This is a genomic window from Curtobacterium sp. KBS0715, from assembly GCF_005938005.2.
Classification (GTDB): domain Bacteria; phylum Actinomycetota; class Actinomycetes; order Actinomycetales; family Microbacteriaceae; genus Curtobacterium; species Curtobacterium flaccumfaciens.
The window spans coordinates 70,031-96,205 of the sequence record NZ_VCCA02000001.1; the positions used below are offsets into that span (position 1 = coordinate 70,031).

A 26,175-nucleotide genomic window follows, 5' to 3' on the forward strand; every position below is an offset into this window, starting at 1 on the left:
GGGACGCTACCACCGTTCGGCTTGCTGTACGACTTGCGTCGTACTGTTCGAGTGCGGTACGAATGCAGTCGTACTGCACGGAGATGGAAAGGGGTGCGCATGCACCAGTCAGCTCGTTCGGTCGCCGGGTTCTGGATCCTGGCGGCGATGCTCCTGGTCTCGGTCGCGTCGTCGGCCGTGCCGTCGCCCATCTACCCGGTCTACGCAGCCGAGTGGCACCTCACCCCGCTCATGCTCACCGGCGTCTTCGCCATCTACGTCGCCGGCCTGCTGGCGAGCCTGCTCGTCGCGGGTCGCCTGTCCGACCACGTCGGCCGCAAGCCCGTGCTCGTCGTCGGCGGCCTGGGCGTCGCACTGTCGCTCGGCCTGTTCGCCATGGCGGACGGGGTCGTCGCGCTCATCGTCGACCGGATCGTGCAGGGTGTCTCGGTCGGGCTGCTCATCGGGGCCCTCGGCGCCGCGCTCATCGACAACTCCCTCGAACGCCACCCCACCATGGCTGGCGTGCTGAACGGCGTCATCCCGCCGATCGCCCTGGCCACCGGCGCGATGTCGAGCGGCGCGCTGGTGCAGTGGGGTCCGGCGCCGGAGCAGCTCGTCTACCTGCTGTTCGGCGCGCTCCTCGTGCTGCTGGTGCTCGCGCTGTTCGTCGTCCCCGAGCAGGTGCAGCGTCGCCCCGGCGCACTCCGCTCCCTGCGCCCGACGATCAGCGTGCCGCGGTCCTCACGTCGGCTGTTCCGCGGTGTCGCCGGCTCGCTCGTCGCCAGCTGGGCCCTCGGCGGCATGTTCCTGTCGCTCGTCCCCTCGGCGCTCGGCACGGTGTTCGGCATCACCAACCACTTCGCCGCCGGTGCGCTCATCGCCGTGGTCACCGGCGTCGGCGCCCTGACCGGGCTGGCGATCCAGCGGATGGACACGCGTCGCGCGGTCCTGCTCGGACTCGTCGCGCTCGTGTTGGGCCCGATCGTCACCGTGTCGTTCGTGTTCGCACACTCCCTGCCGGGCATGGTCGTCGGCAGCGCGATCGCCGGTGTCGGCTTCGGTGCCGGGTTCCAGGCGCCGCTGCGGATGCTGCTCGCCACCGCCGCCCCGACCCACCGCGCCGGACTGCTCTCCACGATCTACGTCGTCAGCTACCTGGCGTTCGGGGTGCCCTCGGTCATCGGCGGGCTGCTCGAGCCCTCGGTTGGCCTGGTCCCGGTCATCGCCGGGTACGGCGGCTTCATCGTGCTCGCCGCGGTCGTCGCCCTCGTGCTGCAGCTGTCGTCGAAGGACGCCGCCGAGGTCGAGGAGCACGCCGCCGAGGTCATCGAGCGCACCGCAACAGGCTCGATCCGGGTCGCCTCCGCCGACTAGTGCCGCCGCGCTAGTGGCCCGGTCGCGCCGAGTTCGCACCGCGAGCGCGCGCACGCACCCCGACCGTCCGCGCCGCACCGGTGTGCGCAGCATCGACGTCGGCCTTGCCCCGGTCTGCAGCATCCCGCAGGCGCTTCGGCCCGTGCCGCTTGGCCCAGTCCCAGAAGCGGTGCAGCTGCGCCCGGAGCCAGGTGATGATCCGGTGGAAGAAGTGGAACTCGCTCGCCAGCACCGTCAGGCCGATGAACACCACGAGCCACCCCGGTCCCGGCAGCGGCACCAGGATCAGCCCGACGATGACCACCAGCCCGCCCACCAGACCGACCAGCACCTTGTAGAGCAGGTGCACGTGCGGCCGCGCGTGGATCCAGGCGCGCAGGCGGTGGAACCACTGGAAGCGCTGGCGCGGCGTGCCGTCGGCCCGGGCGTCGCCGGGTCGGTCGTTCGGGTCGCCGTCCATGCCGAAAACGTAGGGCGCGCGGCTGGGAATCAGCGGCGCACGGGGTGGACGCGGGGTGCACATGCCGGGAGGCGCGTGGCGGGGACAGCCCGCGCCTCCAGGCCGTCAGGCGGCACCGATCGCGTGCCCCTCACGCGTGCGCGACGCACGTCGCCGCCCACGGGACGGCGGCCAGCCGGGCCTCCGGGATCAGCTCGCCACCGACCGTGCAGCGTCCGTAGGTGCCGTCGTCGAGTCGTACGAGCGCTGCGTCCACCTGGCGGATCCGCAGCTGCGCGCCGTCACGGACCGCACCGAGCGAGCCGCGTTCCCAGGCCAGGGTCGCGCCCTCCGGGTCGTGTTCGTCGTCGGAGTTCGCGTCCTGCCGGGCGTCGCTGACGTCGCGCATGCTCCGCTCGACCTCGGCGAGCAGCCGGACGTTGCGGACGCGTTCGGCCTCGAGCGCGGGGCGGGGTTCCTCCATCCCGGACACGGTAGTCGCGGCGGAATGGCCCCGCCTCCGGATGCGTTCGCATGGACATGACGAAGATCGGGTTCCTGTCGTTCGGACACTGGCGTGACGTGCCGGGGTCGAAGGTGCGCAGCGGGCGGGAGGCCCTGGTGCAGGCGATCGACCTCGCGGTCGCAGCCGAGGACGCCGGCGTCGACGGCGCCTACTTCCGCGTCCACCACTTCGCCCCGCAGCAGGCCGCACCGTTCCCGCTGCTCTCCGCCATCGCCGCGAAGACCAGCCGGATCGAGATCGGCACCGGCGTCATCGACATGCGCTACGAGAACCCGCTCTACATGGCGGAAGAAGCCGCGGCCACCGATCTGATCTCCGGCGGCCGACTGCAGCTCGGTGTCTCGCGGGGATCACCCGAGACCGCCCTCGCCGGCTACCAGCAGTTCGGCTACGTGCCCGACGCTGCTGACGAGAACGGCGGGGACATGGCCCGTGCGCACACGAACGTGTTCCGCCGCGCGATCGCCGGCGAGCCGATGGCCAACGCCAACCCGCAGATGACCGGCTCGGTCGGGTCCCTGCCGATCTCCCCGCTGTCCGACTCGCTCGGCGACCGCATCTGGTGGGGCGCCGGCACCCGCGCCACCGCCGAGTGGACCGCCGAGCAGGGCATGAACCTGATGTCCTCGACCCTGCTGACCGAGGACACCGGTGTGCCGTTCGACCAGCTGCAGGCCGAGCAGATCGAGCGCTTCCGCCGGGTGTGGTCCGAGTCCGGTTGGGACCGCGAACCGCGCGTCTCGGTCTCGCGCAGCATCATCCCGATCATCGACGACGAGTCGCGCCACTACTTCGGCGTGCGCGCGCAGGTCGAGGGGCAGGACCAGGTCGGGCACCTCGACGGCGGGCTGGCCCGGTTCGGCCGGTCCTACATCGGTGAGCCCGAACAGCTCGTCGCGGAACTCGCGGCCGACCAGGCCGTCCGGGCTGCCGACACCGTGCTCGTCACCGTGCCGAACCAGCTCGGCGTGGACTTCAACGCCCGGCTGCTCGCCGCCGTGAAGGACGTGTTCACCGAGGTCGATGCGGAGCCCGTCCCCGCCTGACCCCGGATCGGGCTCGGGCTCGGGCTCGGGCTCGGGCTCAGCCGTTCGGCCAGAGCAGCCGGAACCGCTCGCACACGACCGGCATGTCCGGCGCGAACCCGCGCGGGTTCTCCGAGTGTGCGCGCCAGAACGCCTCGTGCACCCTCCGCCAGTGCTCGAGCGTCCGGTCCCCTTCGCCCTCGGCCCAGGCGTGGTCCGCGCCGACCTGGTCGAACGGCACCACCCGGACCGCCGTCGTCTCGATGACGGCACGGGGCGCACCCGAGCCGTCGGTCACGATGCTCAACTCGTCGGCTGCCGGCAGCGGGTCACCGGTCGCCTCGTAGTCCCAGAGCGACGACGCCGTGCTGACCTTGACCCCGTCGAGCACGAGCTGCAGGAGTGCGTCCGCCTGCTCCGGGGTCGCGCCGAAGGACCACGCCTCCGGCACCGCCGTCGGGAGCCCCGGACGCTCGCGGCGTCGCTCGGTCCAGAAGTCGTCGAGCGTCGAGGGCACGCCCCGACCGTAGTGCACGAGCCCGGTCCCCCCTTGTGCTGACACCCGGCTGGGGACTGGGGCGAGGCCGACCGCGCTCCTAGGCTCGGGAGCGTCGATCCACCCCGCACCTCGAGGAGCAACCGTGACGCTGCCGGCCGCAGGCTGGTTCCCGGACCCGCAGGACGCCCGTCGTCTGCGCTGGTGGGACGGTCGCACCTGGGGCGCAGCCACGCGGGTCCCCGCGGCCGCTGCTGACCCGGTCACGCCGATCGTCGTCGCACCGGTGGGGCCGTCGTTCTCGGTGCAGACCGCGGCGATCCGGACGGACGCGTGGGCATCGGGCACCGCCGGCGACCGTCGACTCTGCGTGTTCACGGTGCTCGCGGTGCTGCTCGCCGTGGTCTCGGTCGTCGCGAACCCCTGGGGCCTGGCGGGGCTGCTCGGCGTGGCGTGCGGCATCATCGGCATCGTCCGTCCCGGGGCCGTCGGCGCCTGGGCGGTCCTGGCGCGGAGCGCTTCGGCGAGCGCCCTCGTCGTCGCGGTGACGACGACCGTCATCGCCGCGTCGGCCCAGTTCCACCTGTTCTGAGCAGCCGGAGCCGCCCGCCGCTGTCCACGGCGCTTCGTGAGCAGAAATGGTCGGGTGCGACGGCGCGACCCGACCATTTCTACTCACGAAACGCGCCCGTCGCGCACCCGCACGGCCCATGCACCCGCACGGCCCGCGCTGCCCGCCTACCGCCGCGCCCGCGGGTGCGCCGTCTGGTAGACGTCCCGCAGCATGTCCGCCGTGACCATCGTGTAGATCTGCGTCGTGGCGACGCTCGCGTGCCCGAGCAGCTCCTGCACCACGCGCACATCGGCACCACCCTCGAGCAGATGCGTCGCGAACGAGTGCCGGAACGTGTGCGGTGACACGTGCGCCTCCAGGTCGGCTGCAGCAGCGGCGGCCTGGATCACGAGCCAGGCGCTCTGCCGCGACAACCGCGCTCCACGGGCACCGAGGAACAGTGCCGGCGTCGACGGCCCGCGCGCAGCGAACACCGGCCGTGCGCGCACCAGGTAGGCGTCGATCGCGGCCCGGGCGAAGCTGCCGAGCGGCACGATCCGTTGCTTGTTGCCCTTGCCGGTGACCTTCACGACGGAGAGCTCGCCGTCGGCGTCCGACAGCGTCGTCACGTCGTCGACCGACAGCCCCACCGCCTCGGAGATCCGCGCACCGGTGGCGTAGAGCAGCTCGAGCAGGGCCTTGTCCCGCAGCTGGACGGGGTCGTCGGCGTCGACGGACACCGCCCCGAGCAGCCGTTCCATGTCCTCGACGGGGATCGCCTTCGGCAGCCGCATCGGGGCCTTCGGCGGCCGGACGGCGGTGCCGGGGTCGAGTGGCAGCCAGCCCTCCCCCGCGGCGAAGGCGGTGAACGAGCGCACCGAACTGAGCATCCGCGCGATCGACCGCGGTGCGAGCGGACCTTCCGGTCGGGTGGCCAGGTGTGTCACGAACCCCGAGACGTCCGCCCGTGCCAACCGTGCCACGTCCAGCAGCGCCGAGGACCCCCCGGCCCGGTCTGCACCGTCCGACTCGACGACCGGAGCGTCCGCCAACCACGACGTGAACACGGCGAGGTCCCGCCGGTACGCGGACAACGTGTGCTGCGAGAGCCCCCGTTCGATCGCGACGTGCCGCAGGTACGTCTCCGCGGCACGGTCGAGGGGCATCACCTCAGCAGGCTAACCGGCGCGGGGCCACCCGCCGTCAGTGCAACGCCTCGTCCGGCGTGCCCACGCGGAACCCGGTGAACGTCACGGTCAGCCCGGCCCGCGTCGGCCCGGCGCACAGCAGCCCCGCGGACACGACGGCGTCCGGGTCGAGGTACGCGACCCGCACCAAGCGGGACTCGTCACCCTCGGCCCAAGCCCGGATCGTCACGGCGTCACCATCGCGGCTCGCGCGGACGGTCACCACCCGGCCCGCCCACTCCGGCACCGGCGACACCGACCAGTCCGAGAACCCACGCGTCACCACGGCGCCGAGCTGCGGGGTTCCGTCCGAGAACTCCACGCCGGCCTTGATCCAGGTCTGTTCGTCGACGCGCAGGAACACCCCGGCCTGGTCGAACTGCTCGGTGTAGTCGAGCACGAACAACGCCTCGACCGAGAACGGCCCGTCGGTCGGCTGCAGCAGCGCGTGCTCGGAGTCGTGCACGAACCCGTACGAGGTGGTCCGCCAGGCGTCACTGCCTTCGACCGCGGTGACGCGGAACACGTCGCCGTCGAACTCGGCGGCCTCCGGCTCGTGCGTCCACGTCCCCGTGGCGACCAGCTCGCGCAGACCGTCGCCCGCGGACCCGCTCACTTGCCGCGCTGTTCGATGGCCTCGACGGCGAGCGCCGCGACGACGAGGGCCGAGTTGTTCAGCCGACCGCCCAGGATCCCCTCGAGCAGCTCCGCCCGCGGGACCCAGCGCGTCACGATGTCGGCCTCTTCGGCCTCGCGCTCGAACGCGGACTCGGTCGACCGGACGCCGCGCGCCCGGTAGATCTGGATGAACTCGTCGCTGCCACCCGACGACGTGTTGTAGCGGACCAGGGGCTCCCACGTGTCGGCCTCGAGGTCGGCCTCCTCGCCCAGCTCGCGCTTCGCGGCCGTCAGGTGGTCCTCGCCCTCCATGTCGAGCAGACCGGCGGGCAGCTCCCAGTCACGCAGCCGCACCGGGTGTCGGTACTGCTGGATGACCAGGACGCGGCCCTCGTCGTCCTCGGCGTACACGGCGACGGCGCCCGTGTGGTCGATGTACTCGCGGACCATCGAGTCGCCGTTGTACTCGACGGTGTCGCGGCGCACGTCCCAGACGGCGCCCTCGTAGACGACGGTGGATTCGGTGACCTCGAAGGAGGCGGACTCGTCAGCGATCGGTGCGTCTGTCACGTCTCCATCCAAGCACGCGCCCCTGACGCGGCGACAGACGGACGGGAGGCGCGGTGCCAGCTGGCACCGCGCCTCCCGTCCGATCGTGGAGACCGGCGCTTACGCGACCTGCTCCTCGGTCTGCGGGTCGAACAGGCTGGACGCCTCGTGGCGCTCGATCGCGGCCGCGACGAGCCCCGCGAACAGCGGGTGCGCATCGGTCGGACGCGAGCGGAGCTCCGGGTGCGCCTGCGTTGCGATGTAGAACGGGTGCACGTCGCGCGGGAGCTCGACGTACTCCACCAGCGTGCCGTCGGGCGACGTGCCCGAGAAGACGAGGCCGGCGTCCGCGATCTGCTCGCGGTACTTGTTGTTCACCTCGTAGCGGTGACGGTGCCGCTCGGAGGCCTCCGGCGCCCCGTACAGTTCCGCCGCCAGCGAGCCTTCGGTGAACGACGCCGGGTACAGGCCCAGGCGCATCGTGCCACCCAGGTCGCCGCCGGCGATGATGTCGACCTGCTCCGCCATCGTCGCGATGACCGGGGTCGAGGTCTCCGGGTCGAACTCGGTGCTCGACGCGTCGGTCAGACCGACCTCGTGGCGGGCGTACTCGATGACCATGCACTGCAGGCCGAGGCACAGGCCGAGCGTCGGGATGCCCTGCTCACGCGCGAACTTCAGCGCGCCGAGCTTGCCCTCGATGCCGCGCACGCCGAACCCACCGGGGATGCAGATGCCGTCGACGTCGCCGAGCTGCTTCGCCGCACCCTCGGGCGTGGTGCAGTCGTCGGACACGACCCACTTCAGCGTCACCTTGGCGTCGTGCGCGAAGCCGCCGGCACGGAGCGCCTCGGTGACGGACAGGTAGGCGTCCGGCAGGTCGATGTACTTGCCGACCAGGGCGACCGTGACGGCCTTCTTCGGCTCGTGCACGGCCTTCAGCACCGGGGTCCACGCGGTCCAGTCGACCGGACCGGCGTCGAGCTTGAGCGCATCGACGATGACCTGGTCGAGGCCCTGGTTGTTCAGCAGCGTCGGCAGGTCGTAGATCGAGGGGACGTCAACGGCGTTCACCACGGCGTCCTCGTCGACGTCGCACATGAGCGCGATCTTGCGCTTGTTCGACTCCGACACCGGACGGTCCGACCGCAGCACGAGCGCGTCGGGCTGGATGCCGATCGAGCGGAGCGCGGCGACGGAGTGCTGCGTCGGCTTGGTCTTCTGCTCACCCGAGGCGTTCATGAACGGCACCAGCGAGACGTGCACGAAGAACACGTTGTTGCGGCCGAGCTCGTGCCGCACCTGCCGGGCGGACTCGATGAACGGCTGCGACTCGATGTCGCCGACGGTGCCGCCGACCTCGGTGATGATGACGTCGGGCTGCGGGTCGTTCTGCGCCTGCTCGCGCATCCGGCGCTTGATCTCGTCGGTGATGTGCGGGATGACCTGCACCGTGTCGCCGAGGTACTCGCCGCGACGCTCCTTGGCGATCACCGTCGAGTACACCTGACCGGTCGTGACGTTCGCGGCCTGCGACAGGTTGATGTCGAGGAAGCGCTCGTAGTGCCCGATGTCGAGGTCCGTCTCCGCACCGTCGTCGGTCACGAAGACCTCGCCGTGCTGGAACGGGTTCATGGTGCCCGGGTCCACGTTGAGGTACGGGTCGAGCTTCTGCATGACGACCTTGAGGCCGCGAGCCGTGAGCAGGTTGCCGAGGCTGGCCGCCGTCAGGCCCTTGCCGAGAGACGAGACGACCCCGCCGGTCACGAAGATCTGCTTCGTCACCTTCGGGGTCGAGTTCGAGGAATTGGTACCGCCGCTGAGAGTGTCCGCCACGGGATTCCATCGTACGTCAGAACTGCCGGGAGGCGCGACCTCGGTTCGCCGTGGGCGTTGCGCGGGTGGGTGGCCGGGTCCTCGGGCCGTGGCCGGGTCCGGGTCCGGGTCCCGCCTGCTTGGTCGTCAGGCCCGCTGGCCGGCCACGTCGAGCAGCTCGCGTGCGTGCTCGATGCCGCTGGCGCTGTCACCGAGTCCGGAGAGCAGCCGTGCCATCTCCTGCAACCGGTCCTCGCCCTCGAGCCGGCGCACGCTCGACGACGTGACGGCACCGCTGGCATCCTTCACGACGTTGAGGTGGTTGTTCGCGAAGGCCGCGACCTGGGCCAGGTGCGTGACGACGATGACCTGCGTGCGCTCGGCGAGCTTCGCCAGCCGTCGGCCGATCTCGATCGCCGCCGCCCCACCGACACCCGCGTCGACCTCGTCGAAGACGAACGTCGGCACCGTGGTGCTGCCGGCCATGACGACCTCGATCGCGAGCATCACGCGCGACAGCTCACCGCCGGACGCCCCCTTGCCGATCGGCCGGGGGTCGGTGCCGGAGTGCGGCTGGAGCAGGATCGTCACCTGGTCACGGCCGTGTCGGCGGTACTCGCCGGCGTCGGTGACCTCGACCACCAGGGTCGCACCGCCCATCGCCAGGGTCTTCAGCTCAGCGGTCACACGCTTCGCCAGGTCGGTCGCGGCCTTGGTGCGCGCCGTGGTGAGCGCGGCGGCGGCGGTCTCGAGCGCCTGCTCGTCCTGCTCGACCGACTGCTGCAACGCCGCGATCCGGTCGTCGTCGCCGTCGAGCTCGAGCAGCCGGTCGCTCGCGCGCTGTCCGTAGGCGATGACGTCGTCCACCGTCTCGCCGTACTTGCGGGTGAGGCCGGCCAGCAGGGCACGGCGTTCGTTGATGAGTTCGAGGTCGTGCCCGGCCTCGGGTTCCAGGGAACCCAGGTAGCTCGAGATGCTCGCCGAGGCCTCGGCCGCCTGGATCCCGAGTTCCGTGAGCTGCTCGAGCACCGGCTGCAGAGCACTGTCCGACGACACGACGCGCTCCACGGCACGGCGTGCGGACTCGACCAGGCCGACGACGTCGGAGACGCCGTCGAGGGACTCGCTGGACAACGCCTCGTGCGCAAGGGCCGCGGACAACCGGAGCTCCTCGAGGTTGCCCAACCGTTCGGCGCGCTCGGCCAGCTCGACGTCCTCGCCGGGCTGCGGGTCGGCGGCCTCGATCTCGTCGGAGGCCGCGCGGATCCGCTCGGCCTCGGCCACCCGGTCGTCCCGGTCGCGGACCAGGACCTCGAGTTCACCGGCGTGCTGCTGCCAGGCGTCGTACGCGGCGACGTACCGGGCGAGGGCCTTCTCGAGCGAGGCTCCCCCGAACCCGTCGAGGGCAGCGCGCTGCGCGGTGGCCGACGTCAGGCGGATCTGGTCCGACTGCCCGTGCACGGTGACGAGCTGGTCGGCGAGCTCGCCGAGCACCGCCACGGGCGCACTGCGACCGCCCACCGTCGCACGGCTGCGCCCCTCGGCGGAGACCGTGCGGGTGAGGATGAGTTCGCCGTCCTCGACGGTGCCGCCGGCGTCCTCGACGCGTTCGGCGACGGCGTCCTGCTCCGGGACGTGCCAGCGACCTTCGACGACGGCGCTCGATGCACCGCGGCGCACCGAACCGGCATCGGCCCGCGCACCGAGCAGCAGCCCGAGCGCCGTGACGATCATGGTCTTGCCCGCACCGGTCTCCCCGGTGACGACGGTGAAGCCCGGCCCGAGTTCGAGCGTGGTCTCACCGATGACACCGAGGTCGCGGATCGCGATCTCCTCGATCATCGGTCGTCCTCCGTGCTCATCGGTCGTCCTCGTCGCTCTGGGGGCCGCGCCACCCGGCGACGGGCAGCTGGAACTTCGCGACCAGGCGGTCGGTGAACGGAGCGTCCTTGAGTCGGGCGACACGCACCGGGTCGGGCGAACGCCGGACTTCGACACGGGCGCCCGGGGGCAGGTCGTGGGTCCGTCGGCCGTCGCACCAGAGCACGCCGACGCCGCTCGTGCGCCTCAGGACCTCGATCGCGAGCGTGCAGTCCGGCCCGACGACGATCGGACGGGCGAACAGGGCGTGGGCGCTCAGCGGCACCATGAGCAGCGCGTCGACGTCCGGCCACACGATGGGGCCACCGCCGGAGAACGAGTACGCCGTGGAGCCGGTCGGGGTCGACACGACCACGCCGTCGCAACCGAAGGACGACAGCGGGCGGCCGTCGACCTCGGTCACGACCTCGAGCATCCGCTCCCGAGAAGCCTTCTCGATCGTGGCCTCGTTCAGCGCCCAGCTCGAGTAGACGATCTGGTTGCCCACGACGACGTCGACCTGCAGGGTGACGCGTTCCTCGACGTTGTACTCGCCGGACAGCGCGCGCTCGACCGTCTCGGACAGGCCGTCACGCTCGCTCTCGGCCAGGAACCCGACGTGCCCGAGGTTCACCCCGATGAGCGGTGCGCCGGTGTTCCGCACGAGTTCCGCCGCGCGGAGGATCGTGCCGTCGCCACCGAGCACGATGACGATCTCGAGCTGGTTCGGCTGGACGTCGACGCCGAGGATGTCGACCTTGCCGACCGACGCTTCGGCACGACGGATGTCCGCGTACTCGTCGAAGGGCATGACGGGCGTGAGACCGGCCGCGTGCAGGAGGTCGCAGACCTCGACCGCAGCGTCGATCGAGTCACGGCGACCCGTGTGGGACACGAGCAGGATGTGCCGTTCGTCACTCATGAAGACCCTTCCGTGAGTTCGGTCGCCCGGACTCTCCATTCTGTCGGATTGCCCCCGACACCACGCTGCAAGCGGGCCAGGTACTCGTGGTTGCCGTGCGTCCCGACGATCGGAGACGCGGCGAGCCCACTGGTGCCGAGGCCCAGGTCCCACGCCGCCCACAGCACGTTCATGAGCGCGTCGTTCCGGAGTCCGGCGTCGTGCACGATGCCCTCGCGCACACCGCCACGGCCCACTTCGAACTGGGGCTTCACCAGGAGCACGAACTCGTCCGCGGGGACGGCTTCGGCCAGCGCCGGCAGCACGAGTCGGAGCGAGATGAAGGACAGGTCCCCCACCACCAGGCTCGTCTCGACGGCGGCACCGTCGAGCGCCAGGTAGTCGGCGCGCGTGAGGTTCCGCGCGTTCGTCCCCTCGACCACGGCGACCCGTTCGTCGAGTGCGATGGTGGGGTGCAGCTGCCCGTGGCCCACGTCCAGCGCGATGACCCGGCGCGCGCCGCGCGCGAGCAGCACCTGGGTGAACCCGCCGGTGCTCGCACCCACGTCGAGCACGACCCGGGCGGCGGGGTCGACGTCGAAAGCGTCGAGCGCGCCGACGAGCTTCCGGGCCGCACGCGAGACCCATTCGTCCGCTGCGTCGACCTCGATGTCCGCATCGGGTGCGATCGGCGTCGACGGTTTCAGGACGGCACGGCCGCCCACGAGCACCCGGCCGTCCTGGATCAGCTTGCTGGCGACGGTGCGCGACCGTGCGAGCCCGCGTGCGGCGAGGAGGGCGTCGAGGCGGACCGGGGTCGCGTCGTGCACGGCTCCGTCCGGCTCAGGCACTCGCGGAGCCGCCGCTCTCGAGCCGCGTCCGCAGCTCGTCGTGCAGGGCGGAGAAGGCGTCGGCACGGTCAGCGAGCGGCAGGGCCTCGGCCTCGGCTGTGCGCGCGGCGAAGGCGTCCTGCTGCTCGGGATCGGCGGACGGCTGCTCGGGGTTCGGCACGTCCGACACGCTACTCGCCGCCGTACAGCTGCGGGTCCACGTCGAGGCCGTAGATGGCCAACCCGGACTCCCAGATGAGCGTCGAGCCGGCACGGAGCCGATCGATGTCCGTCCCGGCATCGAGCACCCGGACGACGTGCCCGCGCATGGCCACCGTCGAGGTACCGACGGTCACGTACCGGGTGCCGTCCTCGTCCTCGCGCCGCGCCGTCTCCGGGTAGGGCTGGGACAGTCCCCGGAGGTCTTCGAGCACGTAGCTGGGACGCGAGCGCTGGTCGGCCGCGAGCACCTGCTTCGCCTTGTCGATGCCGGTGAGCACGAGCACGCTCGGGATACCGGCGTCGTTCGCGCCCTTGATGTCGGTGTCCAACCGGTCCCCGATGAACAGGGTCCGACCGCCACCGAAGCGCTCGACGGCCGTGTCGAAGATCGGCCGCTCGGGCTTGCCGGCGACCACGGGCATCCGGCCGACCGCCTGGTGCACGGCGGACACGAGCGTGCCGTTGCCGGGCGCGATGCCCCGCTCGACCGGGATCGACCAGTCCATGTTCGTGGCCACCCACGGCACGTCCGGGTCCGCCAGTGCGAACGAGGCCTCGGCCAGTTCCTTCCAACCGAGGTCCGGCGAGAAGCCCTGGATGACCGCGGCCGGGGAGTCCTCGGCACTCGAGGTGACCGTGAACCCGGCTGCCTCGACGATGCTCGACAGGCCGAGCCCGCCGGTGACCAGGACGGTCGACCCGGCCGGCACCAGGGTCGCGAGCAGCTGGACGCCGGCCTGCGACGAGGTCACGACGTCACCCTCGGACACCTCGAGCCCGTAGCGCTCGAGGTGCTCGGCGACGTCGATCGGGCGGCGCGACGCGTTGTTCGTGATGTAACCGACCCGCGCCGTGAGCGATGCCCGGGTCAGGGCCTCGACCGCGTGCGGGATGGCGTTGCGGCCCCGGTAGACGACGCCGTCGAGGTCGGTGAGGACCACGTCGACGCCGTCGGTCAGGGCCGCCGAGTGCTCAGTCGGCTGCGGAGCCGTCGACGTCGCGGGGGTTGTCGTCGTCGATCTCGCCGGGCTCGTCGGCTGCGGAGGTGTCGTCGTCGAGGTCGTCGAGGGCGGGTTCGTCGTCGAGGTCGCCGTCGAGTTCGTCGGTCGCGACGTCGTCGGCTCCGAGGTCATCGGCGTCGTCGTCTCCGGCGTCTCCGTGTTCTTCGACTTCGAGCGTTTCCTCGACCACATCAACTGTCTCCCAAGCGTTGTCGTCCGCGATTTCGGCGAGGGCCGCTGCCGCGCGGTCCACCCGGGCCCACCACTCGTCGGCCTCGTCCTGTCGACCGAGCTCCTCGAGCGTGGCCGCGTAAGCACTGTAGAGCGCCGGGGACCACGTGTAGGCGGTGGACGGGTCGAGCTGTGGAATCTCCAGCTCACCGAGGGCGGCTGTGGGGTTCCCGAGGTCGAGACGAGCGCCGGACATGGCGATCGCGAGCTCGACCTGCACCGGAGTGTCGAGGGCCGAGCGCTCGACCGAGCGACCGAGTTCGAGTGCCCGCTCCGGACGACCCAGACCGCGCTCGCAGTCCACCATCATCGGCAGCTGGTCGTTGCGACCGGAGATACGGCGGTAGGTGCGGAGCTCCCGGAGCGCGGTGGCGAAGTCGCCCAGGCGGTACGCGGTGATCGCAGCCGTCTCACGGACGACACCGACACGACCGGCACGACGAGCAGCGCTGAGGGCGTGCTGGTTCGCCGTCTCGGGGTCGTCGTCGACGAAGAGCGCAGCTGCCACGAGGTGACGCGCAACCCAGTCGGCGTTGTCCTTGCTGAGGGTCTTCAGCTCCATCCGAGCCGCAGGGTCGAGGTCGCGCGCCTGGATCTCCTCGGGGATCTCCGGGTCGTCGTGGCGCGGACGGATCGACTTCGTGCCGTAGGGGTCACGGTCTTCCCAGTCGTCGCGCGCGGCCTCGCCGAAACGGGCGCCGGCGTGACGGCTGCCGTCACCGAAACGACGACGGTCCTCACCGCCGTCGCGGGCCGGGCGGTCTGACGAACCGCCGCGGAACGGACGGTCGGACGAACCACCACGGGCCGGACGATCGGAGGATCCACCGCGGTACGGGCGGTCCCCGTCACGAGCGGGACGGTCCGAGCCACCGCGGTACGGGCGGTCGCCATCTCGGGCGGGACGGTCCGAGCCACCGCGGTACGGGCGGTCGCCATCTCGAGCGGGACGATCCGAACCACCACGGTACGGACGGTCGCCATCTCGAGCGGGACGATCCGAACCACCACGGTACGGACGGTCGCCGTCACGCCGCGGCCGGTCCGACGATCCGCCACGGTACGGGCGATCGCCATCACGAGCGGGACGGTCCGACGATCCGCCACGGTACGGGCGATCGCCATCACGAGCGGGACGGTCCGACGAGCCGCCACGGTACGGGCGATCGCCATCACGAGCCGGACGGTCCGAACGGCCCTGGAACGGGCGGTCACCGTCACGACGCGGACGGTCAGAGCTCCCACCACGGAACGGACGGTCCCCGTCACGAGCCGGGCGGTCGGAGCCACCACGGAACGGACGATCGGCACCGCGCGGACCATCGCCGCGCGGCGGCCGGCCGGAGTCACCACGGTCGCCCTGCCACGACGGACGGTCGTTCCGGTCGCCGGAACGGAACGGACGGTCGCCGTCGCGACGCGGAGCGCTGTCCCGTCGAGGTGCGCCGTCGCGGAACGGGCGGTCTCCACCCTGCGGACGATCACGACGGTCGCCCTCGCGGCGCTCGAACTCGCGAGGACCGGACGACCAACGACCATCACTCTGGCCGTCCCGACGCGGAGCGCCGTCGCGACGCGGGAAACGGTCGCCGTCCCGCCGGGGTCGATCTCCGCGGTCCCCGTCGTTCCGCCGCTGATCGTCGTCGTTCGCCACCGTTGCTCCTCATCGCGTGCCCGGTGCAGTGCCTCGGGCGTTCGTCCGCTGTGTCGTTGTGTTGGGTGCCGCGTCGGCCACCCGACGTCGGCCTCCAGTCCATCACGAACCAGAGCCGGCGTCGAGCGAACGGCGGCGAAAACAGAAATGGCCACCGGCCCCGACCGAGAACGAGGGTTTCCCCTGCGAATTCTCGATGGAGGGCCGATGGCCACATCTTTCATACGTTAAGTCCGGCGGCGTCCTACTCTCCCACAAGGTCCCCCTTGCAGTACCATCGGCGCTGAGAGGCTTAGCTTCCGGGTTCGGAATGTGACCGGGCGTTTCCCTCTCGCTATGACCACCGGAACACTCTCGACCAGATCATACTTGGTCTCAAAGCTGTCCCGACTGCTGCCCCCGGTGAAGAGGGCAGAGCGGTGTATTCAGTTTCGATTCCCGATCGTCTGTCGGGAACCACAAAGTGGACGCGAGCCCGTGCAACAAGTGCACGGAAATCAGTGTGTTATCAAGTCTTCGGCTTATTAGTACCGGTCAGCTCCACGGGTCGTTAGTCCCCGCTTCCACATCCGGCCTATCAACCCAGTAGTCTGCTGGGAGCCTCTCACACTCAAGGTGCATGGAAATCTCATCTCGAAGACGGCTTCCCGCTTAGATGCTTTCAGCGGTTATCCGGTCCGAACGTAGCTAATCAGCGGTGCCCTTGGCAGAACAACTGACACACCAGAGGTTCGTCCATCCCGGTCCTCTCGTACTAGGGATAGATCTTCTCAAATTTCCAACGCGCGCAGCGGATAGGGACCGAACTGTCTCACGACGTTCTAAACCCAGCTCGCGTACCGCTTTAATGGGCGAACAGCCCAACCCTTGGGACCTACTCCAGCCCCAGGATGCGACGAGCCGACATCGAGGTGCCAAACCATGCCGTCGATATGGACTCTTGGGCAAGATCAGCCTGTTATCCCCGAGGTACCTTTTATCCGTTGAGCGACAGCGCTTCCACAAGCCACTGCCGGATCACTAGTCCCGACTTTCGTCCCTGCTCGACCTGTCAGTCTCACAGTCAAGCTCCCTTGTGCACTTACACTCGCCACCTGATTGCCAACCAGGTTGAGGGAACCTTTGGGCGCCTCCGTTACTCTTTGGGAGGCAACCGCCCCAGTTAAACTACCCATCAGGCACTGTCCATGAACCCGATCAGGGTCCTACGTTAGACATCCAAAGTGACCAGAGTGGTATTTCAACAATGACTCCACGAACACTAGCGTGCCCGCTTCACAGTCTCCCACCTATCCTACACAAGCCACTCCGAACACCAATACCAAACTGTAGTAAAGGTCACGGGGTCTTTCCGTCCTGCTGCGCGTAACGAGCATCTTTACTCGTAGTGCAATTTCGCCGAGTTCGCGGTTGAGACAGCTGGGAAGTCGTTACGCCATTCGTGCAGGTCGGAACTTACCCGACAAGGAATTTCGCTACCTTAGGATGGTTATAGTTACCACCGCCGTTTACTGGGGCTTAAATTCAGAGCTTCGCCCAAAGGCTAACCCTTCCTCTTAACCTTCCAGCACCGGGCAGGCGTCAGTCCGTATACATCGTCTTGCGACTTCGCACGGACCTGTGTTTTTAGTAAACAGTCGCTTCCCACTGGTCTCTGCGGCCTTCAACGCTCACGGAGTAAATCCGGTCACGTGTCCGGCCCCCCTTCTCCCGAAGTTACGGGGGCATTTTGCCGAGTTCCTTAACCACGATTCTCTCGATCTCCTTGGTATTCTCTACCTGACCACCTGAGTCGGTTTCGGGTACGGGCGGCTGCAACCTCGCGTCGATGCTTTTCTCGGCAGCATAGGATCACTGATTTCCCCTTACGGGTACGCGTCGGATCTCAGGCACACAGACGACGGATTTGCCTATCGTCAGCCCTACATCCTTACACCAGGTTCACCTTACGGATACCATCGCCTGGCTCAGCTACCTTCCTGCGTCACACCTGTTCATACGCTAACCGCACCAGCATGGGGTCGAGCGTTAGACCGGCCACCATCACCCCGAAGGGATCCGGTTGTACCGGGTTAGGACTCTTAGCACCACTGGATTAGCTTGGGCGGTTGTTCGCCGGTACGGGAATATCAACCCGTTGTCCATCGACTACGCCTGTCGGCCTCGCCTTAGGTCCCGACTTACCCAGGGCGGATTAACCTGGCCCTGGAACCCTTGGTCTTTCGGAGGACGGGTTTCTCACCCGTCTTTCGCTACTCATGCCTGCATTCTCACTCGTGTAGCGTCCACGGCTGGATCACTCCGCCGCTTCACTCGCCACACGACGCTCTCCTACCACTCCGCACGACTGAACCACGAAGGCTTGTCTATAGTGCGAAATCTACAACTTCGGTGGTGTGCTTGAGCCCCGTTACATTGTCGGCGCGGAATCACTTGACCAGTGAGCTATTACGCACTCTTTCAAGGGTGGCTGCTTCTAAGCCAACCTCCTGGTTGTCTGTGCAACTCCACATCCTTTCCCACTTAGCACACGCTTAGGGACCTTAGTTGGTAGTCTGGGTTGTTTCCCTCTCGACGATGAAGCTTATCCCCCACCGTCTCACTGCTGCGCTCTCACTCACCGGCATTCGGAGTTTGGCTGACGTCAGTAACCTGTTGAGGCCCATCGGCCATCCAGTAGCTCTACCTCCGGCGAGAAACACGCAACGCTGCACCTAAATGCATTTCGGAGAGAACCAGCTATCACGAAGTTTGATTGGCCTTTCACCCCTATCCACAGCTCATCCCCTCCATTTTCAACTGAAGTGGGTTCGGTCCTCCACGACGTCTTACCGTCGCTTCAACCTGGCCATGGATAGATCACTTCGCTTCGGGTCTAGAACATGCGACTCAAACGCCCTATTCAGACTCGCTTTCGCTACGGCTGCCCCTCACGGGTTAACCTCGCCACATATCACTAACTCGCAGGCTCATTCTTCAAAAGGCACGCCGTCACCCCTACTAAGGAGGCTCCGACGGTTTGTAAGCAAACGGTTTCAGGTACTATTTCACTCCCCTCCCGGGGTACTTTTCACCTTTCCCTCACGGTACTTGTCCGCTATCGGTCATCTGGGAGTATTTAGGCTTATCAGGTGGTCCTGACAGATTCACACGGGATTTCTCGGGCCCCGTGCTACTTGGGATACACATCCGGCCATAACACCATTTCGTCTACGGGGCTGGCACCCACTACGGCCCGGCTTTCAAACCGGTTCGACTATGATGCGCTGTAACCGTCCCAGTCCGGCAGAACTGAGTGACGTGTCCCACAACCCCGACCATGCAACGCCCGCCGGCTATCACACATGATCGGTTTAGCCTCATCCGCTTTCGCTCGCCACTACTCACGGAATCACATGTTGTTTTCTCTTCCTGTGGGTACTGAGATGTTTCACTTCCCCACGTTCCCTCTACCCGCCCTATATATTCAGGCGGGAGTCACCAGGTCGCAAAACGCCTGGCGGGGTTTCCCCATTCGGAAATCCTCGGATCGAGGCTCGATTATCAGCTCCCCGAGGCTTATCGCAGATTTCTACGTCCTTCATCGGCTCCAGATGCCAAGGCATCCACCGTTTGCTCTTAGAAACTTGACCACAAAGATTAAAATTGCGATCCAACGTCACCAATCAACAACCCGAAGGCTGATCATGGATGACGCGAATCAAAGATGCTCGCGTCCACTGTGTAGTTCTCAACATACGATCGGCACCAGCACTCCCCCACCACAACAGTAGGTTCACCCTGGCCCGACGAAGGACCCGTAGGCCCAACCCCCACCACCACTCACGTGACGACAGGAAGCCTGGTCCCTCAGGACCCAACAACGTGCACCAGCCAGCAGCTCCACCCCGACCCGTCCCAACCCTGCAAGCAGAGCGTACTGAGGTCGGAAGCATCACTCCCAACTGCACTGTCAATGTTCCACCCATGAGCTACCCGTCGGACACGTTCGGTCCGAATCAGGCGCCTGGACCATGCGTGCCCCGATAAGGGACAACACGAGGCCAGATGCTCCTTAGAAAGGAGGTGATCCAGCCGCACCTTCCGGTACGGCTACCTTGTTACGACTTAGTCCTAATCACCGATCCCACCTTCGACGGCTCCTTCCACAAGGGTTAGGCCACCGGCTTCGGGTGTTACCGACTTTCATGACTTGACGGGCGGTGTGTACAAGGCCCGGGAACGTATTCACCGCAGCGTTGCTGATCTGCGATTACTAGCGACTCCGACTTCATGAGGTCGAGTTGCAGACCTCAATCCGAACTGAGACCGGCTTTTTGGGATTCGCTCCACCTTACGGTATCGCAGCCCTTTGTACCGGCCATTGTAGCATGCGTGAAGCCCAAGACATAAGGGGCATGATGATTTGACGTCATCCCCACCTTCCTCCGAGTTGACCCCGGCAGTCTCCTATGAGTCCCCGGCATAACCCGCTGGCAACATAGAACGAGGGTTGCGCTCGTTGCGGGACTTAACCCAACATCTCACGACACGAGCTGACGACAACCATGCACCACCTGTACACCGACCACAAGGGGGCGACCATCTCTGGCCGTTTCCGGTGTATGTCAAGCCTTGGTAAGGTTCTTCGCGTTGCATCGAATTAATCCGCATGCTCCGCCGCTTGTGCGGGCCCCCGTCAATTCCTTTGAGTTTTAGCCTTGCGGCCGTACTCCCCAGGCGGGGCGCTTAATGCGTTAGCTACGACACAGAAACCGTGGAAAGGTCCCTACATCTAGCGCCCAACGTTTACGGCATGGACTACCAGGGTATCTAATCCTGTTCGCTCCCCATGCTTTCGCTCCTCAGCGTCAGTTACGGCCCAGAGATCTGCCTTCGCCATCGGTGTTCCTCCTGATATCTGCGCATTCCACCGCTACACCAGGAATTCCAATCTCCCCTACCGCACTCTAGTCTGCCCGTACCCACTGCAAGCCCGAGGTTGAGCCTCGGGATTTCACAGCAGACGCGACAAACCGCCTACGAGCTCTTTACGCCCAATAATTCCGGACAACGCTTGCACCCTACGTATTACCGCGGCTGCTGGCACGTAGTTAGCCGGTGCTTTTTCTGCAGGTACCGTCACTTTCGCTTCTTCCCTACTAAAAGAGGTTTACAACCCGAAGGCCGTCATCCCTCACGCGGCGTTGCTGCATCAGGCTTTCGCCCATTGTGCAATATTCCCCACTGCTGCCTCCCGTAGGAGTCTGGGCCGTGTCTCAGTCCCAGTGTGGCCGGTCACCCTCTCAGGCCGGCTACCCGTCGTCGCCTTGGTGAGCCATTACCTCACCAACAAGCTGATAGGCCGCGAGTCCATCCCCAACCAAAAAATCTTTCCACCACCAGACCATGCGGCCAGTGATCATATCCAGTATTAGACGTCGTTTCCAACGCTTATCCCAGAGTCAGGGGCAGGTTACTCACGTGTTACTCACCCGTTCGCCACTAATCCACCCAGCAAGCTGGGCATCATCGTTCGACTTGCATGTGTTAAGCACGCCGCCAGCGTTCGTCCTGAGCCAGGATCAAACTCTCCGTAAAAAAATACAGACCCAACACCCGAAGGCATCAGACCGAGTTGATTCTGACTGTTGACTGTCTACTGACAATCTTCAATCCAAAAGGAATTGCTTCATGACCCAGTCAGCAAGCCGACCAGGCACGAGGTCAATCAATAAATTGGCATTGACAATGTGCACGCTGTTGAGTTCTCAAGGACCAGACGCACTTGCTCCTCGGCTCGAGTTCGAGCTTCAGCCACAAGGCTTGTGTTCTTGGCTTGCCATCGGTGGTTCGTCGGACCCGGAGGTCCAGTGGCTCATCCCGAAGGGAGAGAACCGGTGGGCTTGTCATCCTAGGCGTCGAAGCGATCCGGCGCAAGGCCCGATCTGAACTTCAGTGGAGGATGGTCCCGCTTGAGGGCCGACGTGCTCTGGGCTTTCGTTCCAGCCGCTCCGCCGCACCTTTGGGGTGACGAGTAAGAACTATACGCAGCCCTGAGCGAGTGCGCCAAGCCAGCTCCCATCCCGGGCGTGTCGCGTTGTGCAACACGCGTCGCCCGGACGCAGCGATGCCCGGTTCCACAGGGGAACCGGGCATCGCAGGGGGGGGTCGAGCAACCGGCGTCAGGCGAGCGTCACACCGGCGAGGGTCTTCTTGCCACGACGCAGTACGAGCACTCCCCCGGGCAGGGCGAGGTCGGACAGCGGGGCGGCCGGGTCTTCGGCCCTGACGTTGTTCACGTAGACGCCGCCCTGGTCGATCGCGCGGCGGGCCTCGCCGAGGGACTTCACGAGTTCGGTCTCCACGAGTGCGCGCGCGACGTCCGCTCCGGAGTCGAGCGTGACCGTGCCCGGCAGCGCGGCGATCGCCGACCGCAGGGTCTCCGGGTCGAGCGCACCGAGCTCGCCGTTGCCGAACAGCGCGGCCGCGGCATCGATCGCCGCCTGGGTCGCCGCCACCCCGTGCACGATCGAGGTGACCTCGAACGCCAGGGTCCGCTGGGCTTCTCGTCGGAAGGGTTCGTCGGCGACGGCCTGCTCGAGTCGTTCGATCTCGGTGCGCGCCAGGAACGTGAACTGCCGCAGTCGGGCGATCACGTCGGCGTCCGCCGTGTTGAGCCAGAACTGGTACAGCGCGTAGGGCGAGGTCATCTCGGCATCGAGCCAGATCGCGTTGCCCTCGCTCTTGCCGAACTTCGTGCCGTCGGAGTTCGTGATGAGCGGGGTCCCGAGGGCGTGCACCGTGGCACCTTCGGCACGACGGATGAGCTCCGTACCGGAGGTCAGGTTGCCCCACTGGTCCGAGCCGCCGGTCTGCAGCGTGCACCCGTACTGGCGCCAGAGCTCGCGGTAGTCGAGCCCCTGCAGGATCTGGTAGCTGAACTCGGTGTAGCTGATCCCCGCATCGGAGTTCAGCCGCGCGGCCACCGCGTCCTTCTTGAGCATCGAGTTGACGCGGAAGTACTTGCCGACGTCACGCAGGAAGTCGATCGCGGACAACGGTGCGGTCCAGTCGAGGTTGTTCACCAGGCGGACGCCGTTGTCGCCGTCCGGACTGAGGAACCGCGAAACCTGTGCCTGCAGCCGGGACACCCACTCCGCCACGGTCTCCGGCGTGTTCAGCGTGCGCTCTGCCGTGGGACGGGGATCGCCGATGAGACCAGTCGACCCACCCACCAACGCGAGCGGCTTGTGGCCGGCGAGCTGCAGCCGTCGCATGGTCAGGAGTTGCAGCAGGTTGCCGCAGTGCAGCGACGGCGCCGTCGGGTCGAAGCCGCAGTAGTACGTGATCGGCTCACCGTCGAGGGCCTCTTGCAGCGCGGTCTCGTCGGTCGAGACCTGCACCAGACCGCGCCACTGCAGTTCGTCCCACACCGAGTCGAAGGCGGGGTCGTTCTGCTGGCGCGTCAGGACGTCTTGAGCGGTATCACTGGACACCCCGCCATCGTAGCGGCGACGGACGTCCGGCAGGCGCGGCAGCCGGGAGGCCCGTGGCCGGGTTCACGAGTCGACGGCGCCCTTGTGCCGTCGGTACGTCGAGACCGTGGGGTCACCCGTCAGCCAGAAGCGCCAGGGGTACCGCACCCCACCGGCGATGCCGCCGACGCCGGTGCGCGGGCCGCGGGAGATCCGCGGGACCGCAGCGCCCGCGTACGGACCTGCCAGGGTCTCGGACAGGAGCTCGTCGACCACGTCGGCCGGTCCGGCGGAGGCGAGCCGGGCCTCCAGGCCGGGTGCCAGGGTGAGCACGAACGGACCGGATCCGTCGAGGAGCGACGTGCCGTCGTCCTGCCCGAGGACCGCTCCGAGCGCACCACCGAGGTTGCCGGGCCCGCGTGCCAACGCGACGTCCGCGACCCTCGACCCGCGACGCGCTCGTGCGACGTCCACGCCCTCGACGACCTGCGCGCCGCGCAGCAGGGAGCCCGACGAGGTGCCGGCCGGCCCGCTCACGACGTTGACGCAGGTGTGGATGCCGTACGAGCGGTAGGCGTACAGCGTGCCGGGCGGACCGAAGAGGTGGCGGTTGCGATCCGTCATCCCCCGGTGACCGTGTGACCCGGGATCGGTGGGACCGGAGTAGGCCTCGACCTCGGTGATGCGGAGCGCGACGCCGCGCCCCGCGACCGTCGCACCGAGCAGGGCCGGCGCGATGATCGGGGCGGGCTCGGCGAGCAGCGCGGCGATCCCCCGGGTCATCGCGAGAAGGGTGCGCCCTCGGCCAGGTCGCGGACGCGGCGGGTGACGGACGCGAGCTGCTCGGCGACCCGGTCGGGTGCGGTGCCTCCGACGCCGGAGCGCGATGCGACGCTGCCCTCGATGGTCAGGACGGAACGGACGTCGGGCGTGAGGTGCTCGGACACCGACCGGTACTCGTCGTCGGTGGGCTCGTCGAGCTCGATGCCGCGCTCCTCGCAGTACCGGACGAGCGCGCCGGAGACCTCGTGCGCATCCCGGAACGGGACGCCCTGACGGACCAGCCACTCGGCGACGTCCGTCGCGAGCGAGAAGCCCTGCGGTGCGAGCTCGGCCATCCGGTCGGTGTCGAAGGTCAGGGTCGCGATCATGCCGGTGAACGCGGGCAACAGGACCTCGAGCGTGGCGACGGAGTCGAAGACCGGCTCCTTGTCCTCCTGCAGGTCGCGGTTGTACGCCAGCGGCAGTCCCTTGAGGGTCGCGAGGAGCCCGGTCAGGTTGCCGATCAGGCGCCCCGACTTGCCCCGGGCGAGCTCGGCGATGTCCGGGTTCTTCTTCTGCGGCATGATGCTCGAGCCGGTCGAGAACGCGTCGTGGAGCCGGACGAAGCCGAACTCCTTCGTGTTCCAGAGGATGACCTCTTCCGACAGGCGCGAGACGTCGATGCCGATCTGCGCGAGGACGAACGCGAACTCGGCGAAGACGTCACGGGCTGCCGTGGCGTCGATCGAGTTGTCCGCCGGACGGTCGAAGCCGAGCTCCGCGGCGATCGCGGAGGGATCGAGGCCGAGGGAACTGCCCGCCAGCGCACCGGCACCGTACGGGCTGACGCTCGCGCGGCCGGCCCAGTCGCGGAGGCGCTCGAGGTCGCGGACGAGCGGCCAGGCGTGCGCGAGCAGGTGGTGGGCCAGGAGCACCGGCTGCGCGTGCTGCAGGTGCGTGCGCCCCGGCATGATCGCAGCCGGGTGCTCGGTCGCCTGCTGGGTGATCGCGTCGACGAGGTCGATGACGAGCCGACCGATGCGCCGTCCGTGGTCGAGCATGTGCATGCGGCCGAGGGTGGCGATCTGGTCGTTGCGGCTGCGGCCGGCACGGAGCTTGCCGCCGAGCTCGGGACCGAGGTCGGCGATGAGCAGGCGTTCGAGGGCGCCGTGGACGTCCTCGTCGGAGTCGTCGGGCTGCAGTGTGCCGTCGACGTGCGCCGCTTCGAGCCGGTCGAGGCCGGCGAGCATGCGTTCGAGCTCGTCGGCGGTCAGGTAGCCCGCGGTGTGCAGCGCTCGGGCGTGGGCACGGGACCCCGCGATGTCGTAGGGCGCGAGCTGCCAGTCGAAGTGCGTCGACTTCGAGAGCGCGGCGAGGGCCGCACTCGGGCCGTCGGCGAAGCGGCCGCCCCAGAGGGCACCGGTGTTGGTGGCGTCGGTCTTCTCGTCGGTCATGTCGTCCTGCGTCGTTTCGTCTGTGGTGCGGCTGTCGGTCAGTTCGCCGCGTCGCGGCGGGCGGAGATCTTGCTGGGCAGTGACCAGAGCTCGATGAACCCCCTGGACACGGACTGGTCGAACGCGTCGCCGGTGTCCGACGTCGCCAGGTCGAAGTCGTAGAGGCTCTGCTCGGACCGACGGCCCGTCACGGTGGCACGCCCACCCTGCAGCCGCAACCGGACGTCGCCGGAGACGTGCTGCTGGGTGTGCTCGACGAAGGCGTCGAGGCTGCGCTTGAGTCCGCCGAACCACAGGCCGTCGTAGACCAGGTCGGCCCACTCGGACTCGACGCCGCGTTTGAACCGGGCGACGTCACGCTCGAGGGTGAGGCTCTCGAGCTCCTCGTGCGCGGCGATGAGCGCGATCGCGGCCGGCGCCTCGTAGACCTCGCGCGACTTGATGCCGACCACCCGGTCCTCGACGACGTCGATCCGCCCGACGCCGTGCTTGCCGGCGACCGCGTTGAGCTCCTGCACCATGCGCAGCACGCTGAACCGCTGCCCGTCGAGGGCGACCGGGACACCACGGTCGAAGGTGATCGTGACCTCGTCGGCCTGCTGCGGGAACGCCGGGTCCTGCGTGGTCGCGTAGAGGTCGGCGGCGGGGGCGTTCCACGGGTCCTCGAGGAGCCCGGTCTCGACGGCTCGGCCCCACACGTTCTGGTCGACCGACCACGGCTCCCGCTCCGAGTGCTGGATCGGCAGCCGGTGCTCCTGCGCGTACGCGATGGCGCGGTCGCGGGTCAGGGCGAGGTCCCGCACCGGGGCGACGGTCCGCAGGTCCGGTGCGATCGCCGCGACGGCTGCCTCGAAGCGGACCTGGTCGTTGCCCTTGCCGGTGGAGCCGTGCGCGACGCTGTCGGCGCCGAGTTGCTTCGCCGTCAGCGCGAGGTGCTTCGCGATGAGCGGGCGGCTCAGTGCCGAGACGAGCGGGTACCGCTTCTGGTAGAGCGCGTTGGCCCGGAGCGCCGGCACGATGTACTCGTCGGCGAACTCGTCCTTGGCGTCGACGACGAGTGACTCCACGGCGCCGCAGTCGAGCGCACGCTGCCGGACCGCCTCGATGTCCTCGCCGCCCTGGCCGACGTCGACCACGAGTGCGACGACGTCCTTGCCGGTGGCGTCGCGCAGCCAGCCGATCCCGACGGAGGTGTCGAGACCGCCGGAGTACGCGAGGACGACGCGGTCAGCCACTGGT

General features: G+C 68.0%; 21 protein-coding genes and 3 rRNA genes. 3 read left to right on the forward strand and 21 right to left on the reverse strand.

Annotated elements, in window-relative coordinates; translation table 11 throughout:
* Positions 1-99 precede the first annotated feature (99 nt).
* The gene (locus FFG40_RS00395; protein ID WP_111057948.1) at positions 100-1,356 is read left to right on the forward strand and encodes an MFS transporter; all 1,257 of its coding nucleotides are present in this window, start codon (positions 100-102) and stop codon (positions 1,354-1,356) included.
* A gap of 10 nt (positions 1,357-1,366) precedes the next feature.
* On the opposite strand, the gene FFG40_RS00400 is transcribed toward FFG40_RS00395, so the two are convergent.
* Together FFG40_RS00400 and FFG40_RS00405 are read right to left on the reverse strand one after the other, a co-directional pair.
* Positions 1,367-1,816, reverse strand: a complete 450-nt coding sequence (locus tag FFG40_RS00400; protein ID WP_138801897.1) for a TIGR02611 family protein — start codon at positions 1,814-1,816, stop codon at positions 1,367-1,369.
* Between the two features lie 130 nt (positions 1,817-1,946).
* A complete protein-coding gene (locus FFG40_RS00405; protein WP_138801898.1) occupies positions 1,947-2,279 on the reverse strand; it encodes a TraR/DksA C4-type zinc finger protein in 333 nt (110 codons plus the stop codon).
* Positions 2,280-2,329: 50 nt separating this feature from the next.
* Here FFG40_RS00405 and FFG40_RS00410 point away from each other — a divergent pair, with 50 nt between their 5' ends.
* A complete protein-coding gene (locus FFG40_RS00410; protein WP_138801899.1) occupies positions 2,330-3,367 on the forward strand; it encodes an LLM class flavin-dependent oxidoreductase in 1,038 nt (345 codons plus the stop codon).
* A gap of 37 nt (positions 3,368-3,404) precedes the next feature.
* On the opposite strand, the gene FFG40_RS00415 is transcribed toward FFG40_RS00410, so the two are convergent.
* Entirely contained in the window at positions 3,405-3,863 is a 459-nt protein-coding gene (locus tag FFG40_RS00415; protein ID WP_221935146.1) for an ASCH domain-containing protein, read from the reverse strand.
* Positions 3,864-3,987: 124 nt separating this feature from the next.
* Between FFG40_RS00415 and FFG40_RS00420 the strand changes: the two genes are divergently transcribed.
* The gene (locus FFG40_RS00420; protein WP_185974051.1) at positions 3,988-4,434 is read left to right on the forward strand and encodes a DUF2510 domain-containing protein; all 447 of its coding nucleotides are present in this window, start codon (positions 3,988-3,990) and stop codon (positions 4,432-4,434) included.
* A gap of 146 nt (positions 4,435-4,580) precedes the next feature.
* On the opposite strand, the gene FFG40_RS00425 is transcribed toward FFG40_RS00420, so the two are convergent.
* From FFG40_RS00425 to FFG40_RS00505, 18 genes are all read right to left on the reverse strand, one after another.
* Positions 4,581-5,561: a site-specific tyrosine recombinase XerD gene (locus FFG40_RS00425; RefSeq protein ID WP_111057954.1), complete on the reverse strand. Its 981-nt coding sequence runs from the start codon at positions 5,559-5,561 to the stop codon at positions 4,581-4,583.
* 37 nt (positions 5,562-5,598) lie between these two features.
* On the reverse strand, positions 5,599-6,198 hold the full coding sequence (locus FFG40_RS00430) for a DUF1349 domain-containing protein (RefSeq protein WP_138801902.1): 600 nt from the start codon (positions 6,196-6,198) through the stop codon (positions 5,599-5,601).
* Positions 6,195-6,770 carry an NUDIX hydrolase gene (locus tag FFG40_RS00435; protein WP_138801903.1) on the reverse strand — a complete coding sequence of 192 codons (576 nt, stop codon included), beginning with the start codon at positions 6,768-6,770 and terminating at the stop codon, positions 6,195-6,197. The genes FFG40_RS00430 and FFG40_RS00435 overlap by 4 nt, the downstream gene beginning before the upstream one ends.
* A 99-nt stretch (positions 6,771-6,869) precedes the next feature.
* Complete coding sequence (locus FFG40_RS00440) at positions 6,870-8,585, reverse strand: CTP synthase (protein WP_138801904.1); 1,716 nt, start codon at positions 8,583-8,585, stop codon at positions 6,870-6,872.
* A 126-nt stretch (positions 8,586-8,711) separates the two neighbouring features.
* Positions 8,712-10,406, reverse strand: coding sequence for a DNA repair protein RecN (recN, locus tag FFG40_RS00445; RefSeq protein WP_071245130.1), 1,695 nt, complete (start codon positions 10,404-10,406; stop codon positions 8,712-8,714).
* A 16-nt stretch (positions 10,407-10,422) separates the two neighbouring features.
* Positions 10,423-11,346 (reverse strand): NAD kinase, encoded by a 924-nt coding sequence (locus FFG40_RS00450; protein ID WP_071245131.1) that lies wholly within the window; start codon positions 11,344-11,346, stop codon positions 10,423-10,425.
* The gene (locus FFG40_RS00455; protein WP_138801905.1) at positions 11,343-12,176 is read right to left on the reverse strand and encodes a TlyA family RNA methyltransferase; all 834 of its coding nucleotides are present in this window, start codon (positions 12,174-12,176) and stop codon (positions 11,343-11,345) included. Before FFG40_RS00455 ends, FFG40_RS00450 begins: the two co-directional genes overlap by 4 nt.
* On the reverse strand, positions 12,169-12,336 hold the full coding sequence (locus FFG40_RS16940) for a hypothetical protein (RefSeq protein WP_155896846.1): 168 nt from the start codon (positions 12,334-12,336) through the stop codon (positions 12,169-12,171). The genes FFG40_RS00455 and FFG40_RS16940 overlap by 8 nt, the downstream gene beginning before the upstream one ends.
* A gap of 10 nt (positions 12,337-12,346) precedes the next feature.
* Positions 12,347-13,318 (reverse strand): HAD-IIA family hydrolase, encoded by a 972-nt coding sequence (locus FFG40_RS00460; protein WP_260678757.1) that lies wholly within the window; start codon positions 13,316-13,318, stop codon positions 12,347-12,349.
* Positions 13,319-13,349: 31 nt separating this feature from the next.
* Positions 13,350-14,171 carry a hypothetical protein gene (locus FFG40_RS00465; RefSeq protein WP_138801906.1) on the reverse strand — a complete coding sequence of 274 codons (822 nt, stop codon included), beginning with the start codon at positions 14,169-14,171 and terminating at the stop codon, positions 13,350-13,352.
* Positions 14,162-15,478 carry a hypothetical protein gene (locus FFG40_RS00470; protein WP_138801907.1) on the reverse strand — a complete coding sequence of 439 codons (1,317 nt, stop codon included), beginning with the start codon at positions 15,476-15,478 and terminating at the stop codon, positions 14,162-14,164. The genes FFG40_RS00465 and FFG40_RS00470 overlap by 10 nt, the downstream gene beginning before the upstream one ends.
* Before the next feature lie 16 nt (positions 15,479-15,494).
* Positions 15,495-15,611, reverse strand: a 5S ribosomal RNA gene (gene rrf / locus FFG40_RS00475).
* Between the two features lie 156 nt (positions 15,612-15,767).
* Positions 15,768-18,895, reverse strand: a 23S ribosomal RNA gene (locus FFG40_RS00480).
* Positions 18,896-19,321: 426 nt separating this feature from the next.
* A 16S ribosomal RNA gene (locus tag FFG40_RS00485) occupies positions 19,322-20,843 on the reverse strand.
* The 16S, 23S and 5S rRNA genes sit together here, the layout of an rRNA operon.
* A gap of 584 nt (positions 20,844-21,427) precedes the next feature.
* A complete protein-coding gene (gene tyrS, locus FFG40_RS00490) occupies positions 21,428-22,741 on the reverse strand; it encodes a tyrosine--tRNA ligase (RefSeq protein ID WP_138801908.1) in 1,314 nt (437 codons plus the stop codon).
* A gap of 63 nt (positions 22,742-22,804) precedes the next feature.
* Complete coding sequence (locus FFG40_RS00495; protein WP_138801909.1) at positions 22,805-23,503, reverse strand: DNA-3-methyladenine glycosylase; 699 nt, start codon at positions 23,501-23,503, stop codon at positions 22,805-22,807.
* Complete coding sequence (gene argH, locus FFG40_RS00500) at positions 23,500-24,936, reverse strand: argininosuccinate lyase (RefSeq protein ID WP_138801910.1); 1,437 nt, start codon at positions 24,934-24,936, stop codon at positions 23,500-23,502. Before argH ends, FFG40_RS00495 begins: the two co-directional genes overlap by 4 nt.
* Before the next feature lie 38 nt (positions 24,937-24,974).
* Positions 24,975-26,171 carry an argininosuccinate synthase gene (locus FFG40_RS00505; protein WP_138801911.1) on the reverse strand — a complete coding sequence of 399 codons (1,197 nt, stop codon included), beginning with the start codon at positions 26,169-26,171 and terminating at the stop codon, positions 24,975-24,977.
* Positions 26,172-26,175: the final 4 nt, after the last annotated feature.